General features: G+C 64.0%; 3 protein-coding genes. 1 reads left to right on the top strand and 2 read right to left on the bottom strand.

Annotated elements, in window-relative coordinates; genetic code table 11:
* The first annotated feature begins 162 nt into the window (after window positions 1–162).
* Window positions 163–1,107, top strand: a complete 945-nt coding sequence (locus WBQ44_RS23725) for a manganese catalase family protein (RefSeq protein WP_495569104.1) — start codon at window positions 163–165, stop codon at window positions 1,105–1,107.
* Window positions 1,108–1,304: 197 nt separating this feature from the next.
* Here the strand turns inward: WBQ44_RS23725 and WBQ44_RS23720 are convergent, their stop codons facing one another.
* Both WBQ44_RS23720 and WBQ44_RS23715 read right to left on the bottom strand, forming a co-directional pair.
* Window positions 1,305–2,060 (bottom strand): hypothetical protein, encoded by a 756-nt coding sequence (locus tag WBQ44_RS23720; RefSeq protein WP_495569103.1) that lies wholly within the window; start codon window positions 2,058–2,060, stop codon window positions 1,305–1,307.
* A gap of 135 nt (window positions 2,061–2,195) precedes the next feature.
* Window positions 2,196–2,667: zinc-binding dehydrogenase (locus WBQ44_RS23715; RefSeq protein ID WP_495569102.1), on the bottom strand; the 472-nt coding region annotated here is incomplete at its 5' end.

Below are 2,667 nucleotides of genomic sequence, written 5' to 3'. Positions count from 1 at the left end.
CTCATACCTCGCGGGTGAGTTGTGCTTGTCTCGTCGGGGCTCGGGTATCAACCATGAGCCGTTGCGGTCACGAAGCAGTTTCGTAGTTCAGCAAATCGCGATCGAGGCATCGAACTTTTGCGCGCCCGCGCGTGCGCGATCAATCAGACTTCGAGGAGAACCGTGTACCTACATACAGAGCAGTTGATCAACGAAATTGCAGTCGACGAGCCCGATCCCGCTGCCGCGAACGCGCTGCAAGAAGGTTTGGGCGGACAATTCGGCGAGATGCGCACCATGATGCAGTACCTGTTCCAGTCGATGAACTTCCGCGGCGACCCGGCGTCGAAGCCTTACAAGGACTTGCTTCAGGGAGTCGGCACCGAGGAAATCAGCCACGTCGAACTGATCGGCACGACCATCTCACGGCTGCTGGATGGTTCGCCCGAATACAACGGTAAGAAAACTGACCCCGTCGACAAGCCTGGCGAGAAGGGCGCAACGCCGCTCAAGATCGCGCTCGACACCAGCAACATTCACCACTACCTCGTCGGCGCACAGGGAGCGTTGCCGGTGGATGCGGCAGGAAACCCGTGGTCGGGTTCGTATGTCTACAACAGTGGCAACCTGGTGCTGGACCTGCTGTACAACCTGATGCTGGAATCCACTGGCCGCCTGCAGAAGTGCCGGATCTACGAAATGACCGACAACAAAACGGCCCGCTCGACCATCTCGTACCTGATCGTCCGCGATCAGGCCCACGAGAACGCATTCGCCAAGGCGTTGGAGAGCCTGGGCGTGAACTGGGGTTCGGTGCTGCCCATCCCGAAGACCAACGCCGAACGGTTCCCCGAGGTCAAGAAGCTGATCGATCAGGGGTTGCAGAGTGTGCAGTACACCTTCAGCGCCGACGATCAGAGTCAGGCGGCCAAGCTGTACCGCGGGGCCTCCCCGTCGAATGACGGCACAGAGCTGTCGACGGCGATCATGCCCGAGGGCTTCCCGATGACCATCGCACCGGAACGTCGCGAAGAGTTCTCCCCAGGTCTCGACAAGGACCTGCTGGCACTCATCCAGGCCACCGCCGAGGTCGAAATCGCTGCGGCCAACGACCCGAAGGTCAAGTAACCCCACATAGGTGACCGAATATCCGACGCGTGCGGCACGATCTTCGCGCATCGGAAAAGCCCAAAGTGTGGCGGCCCCCGATCTGCATCGGGCGCCGTCACATTCGGTGTTTGGTGGTCAGTAGGCCCAGGTGGGTCAGCCGACAGTCGCGGTCTCTACTGCACCCCCGCGTAGCCGCGCGATCTCGACCCGCGAATTCACGACCTCCTCACTGTCGAGGCCCTTGCTTGTGGCCAGGTCGGCGCAAGGATCGAGCGCTGCCCGGACCACATGTCGCCGTCGTTGCGCTCTGCGCGGTCTTTGCTCGCCTTCACATACTGCCGCGTCTGACGCCATCCACCCGCGGCGGTGACTTCGTCGTCGGTGAGGACGCCGGATTCGACCTCCGGGGCGAGCACGTCTCTCAGGAAATGCGATTCTCTTGCACGAGAATCGGGACGAGGATCAAAACAAGGCCGCGGCCGACGCGCCTGGGCTGAGCCGGAGTACCGATGAGGTAGATCAACCCGGCGCAGAACAGTGCGGTGAACAGCGGGTGCGAGACGATGTCTGAAAAAGTGCGGGTCGCGATCGATCCGAGGAGCCCGTCGGTCTGGTGGGCGCCGAAGCCCTGGGTTGCGCGTGTTGAACGAAACTTGCACGCCGGTCAGGCCCCCGTCGGTGACGATGGTCTGGCGAGCACCCGAAATTGCGAGGAACGAGCTGCCGTTGGTCGCGGACCCGACCGCATCGATCTGTGTCAACAGCTCGTCGGGGGTGCCGTCGAAGGAGTCGGCGGCAACGGCGAAGTTGACGCTGCTGCGCGTCAACCCGACCTCGGGAACCGAATCGATGGCGCCACGTCCACCCACCCGAAAGCCGGTGTCGATGTTCCATTCGGCGGCAGGCACGAACGACACCGTCTCCGTAACGGCCAATCGGTCGCCGGCGACAGTGGGATTCTCGCTCTTCACGGCGGAATCGATAGCAGGGACCGCGATCACCCAGAGCGCCCAGACCGCGCGAATGGCCAGAGCGTGCGGAAAGACGCGGGCGTCCAGGCCGATAAATCGACTGTCTGCCGGGGGGCGGCGGTGAGAGTGGTGTTGTCAGCTCGACTGCGGGGCGACCGAGGAACGCAATATCCCGAGCGGAGTCGGCGCGAGCACGCGCGTCAGATCGGCGAGAGCCACAGGGGTGTCGACCAACTCGGCCCACGGGTACAGCTCGCTCGTCGCGTTGAGGAACGCCACCGCCTGGGCGAGGTGCCGCGGCTCGTAGTTGTGTACGCCCGTGATGGTGAGCCAGTTCCGCACAACACGCTCTGGGTCCAGCGAGATCGGCGGGCCTGGAGTGACCGTCCCGGCGAGGACAAGCCGCCCACCGGTATCGAGCCGCCCGAGAGCGGACTGCACAGCCGGCGCCGCGCCGGTGAAATCGACGGCGATGTCCGTGGGTGCACCGTCGTCGTCGACCGCGCCGAATGCGTGGGACAACCTCTGCCGCAGGGGGTCTCGATCGAAGACGCGGACGCTTGCAGCGCCGCGCGCCGCCGACGCGGCCGCCGCGGTGACACCGAGC

The organism is Rhodococcus sp. (in: high G+C Gram-positive bacteria), assembly GCF_049591685.1.
Classification (GTDB): Bacteria; Actinomycetota; Actinomycetes; order Mycobacteriales; family Mycobacteriaceae; genus Rhodococcoides.
The sequence above is the reverse complement of the archived record's forward strand: the minus strand, read 5'-3'. Positions and strand labels throughout refer to the sequence as shown.